The organism is Klebsiella sp. GW_Kp181 (assembly GCF_040062315.1).
Taxonomy (GTDB): Bacteria; Pseudomonadota; Gammaproteobacteria; order Enterobacterales; family Enterobacteriaceae; genus Klebsiella; species Klebsiella oxytoca.
The window spans coordinates 1-1,546 of record NZ_JBEAFR010000025.1 but is presented as its reverse complement, the minus strand read 5'-3'; the positions used below and the strand labels follow the sequence as shown (position 1 = coordinate 1,546).

Below are 1,546 nucleotides of genomic sequence, written 5' to 3'. Positions count from 1 at the left end.
GTGACTCGGATAGCGACAGCGATTCTGACTCTGACAGCGATTCCGATTCTGACAGCGACTCGGATTCTGACAGTGACTCGGATAGCGACAGTGACTCCGACTCGGACAGCGATTCTGACTCTGACAGCGATTCGGATAGCGACAGCGATTCTGACTCTGACAGCGACTCCGACTCCGACAGCGACTCGGACTCCGACAGTGACTCGGATTCGGACTCTGACAGCGATTCCGACTCCGACAGTGACTCGGACTCCGACAGCGATTCGGATTCGGACAGCGATGCCGATTCGGATAGCGACTCGGATATCCCGCAAGCCAACGCGGATACCAATACCGCTCTGATCTTCGAGAATCATGACAACCTCGAGGGCCTGAACGGTACGATTACCCAACTGACAGGCGTGAACTTGCTTGGTGTGGTCGATGTTTCGTTGCTTAGCGGGAACAACTTTGATTTTACGGTTGCGAGTGGAACGACTCAGGATGTGGCGCTGGATATCTCCGGCGGTACTACGCTGAGCTCGGCGGCGCTGATCAATACACTACTGCTTCTGCTGGGTGGGACGGATACCTTCAAGGCCGATCTCGCGGTGATTAATACGGTGACCGGAGAAGTGGTTGCGCTAGCATCGAATGCGGTGACTATTACGGCGGGAGGCGTCAGCCTGGATTACAGCGGCAGCGCCACCTTCAGCGACCTGCCGGAGGGGAACTACACGGTAGTGATTTCGTCGCCGACGAATACCGGCCTGCTGCCGACGTTGGTGAACTTCCTGGCGAATATCAGCGTAGCGACAGCGGTAGATGTGGCGGTAACCGACTCTGTAGGATACGAATCCGCGATCATCAGCGGTAACGTACTGCAGACGGATGCTGGCGGAGACGTAGGTGATATCGGTACGGGGATTACTGTGACCAGCATCGTTGCATCCTCGGTTCCGGGGGCATCGGCGCAGCAGGTTAGCTCAGGAGGAACGATCGTTGAGGGCGCCTACGGTAAGCTGGTGATCTATGCCGATGGTACTTATACCTATCAGGCGACCGGAGATGCTGATTCAGTCGGGCAGACGGAGGTATTTACCTACACCATCACGGATGCGGATGGCGATACGGCTACCACAACGCTGACCATTAATATCGGCCTGGCTGATGATACGGATAGCGATGCCGATTCTGACTCTGACAGCGACTCGGATTCTGACAGTGATTCGGATTCCGACAGCGATTCCGATTCAGACAGCGATTCTGACTCCGACAGCGATTCCGATTCTGACAGTGACTCGGATTCCGACAGCGATTCGGACTCTGACAGCGACTCGGACTCTGACAGCGACTCCGATTCCGACAGCGACTCGGATTCGGACAGCGACTCGGACTCCGACAGTGATTCCGACTCCGACAGCGATTCGGACTCCGACAGCGATTCGGACTCTGACAGTGATTCGGATTCTGACAGCGACTCGGACTCTGACAGTGACTCGGATTCGGACAGTGACTCGGATAGCGACAGCGATTCTGACTCTGACAGCGATTCCGATTCTGACAG

At 56.0% G+C, this 1,546-nt stretch carries 1 pseudogene; it reads left to right on the top strand.

Annotated elements, in window-relative coordinates:
• Positions 1–1,546: pseudogene (locus ABLV11_RS06955) on the top strand (hypothetical protein); the annotation flags it as partial.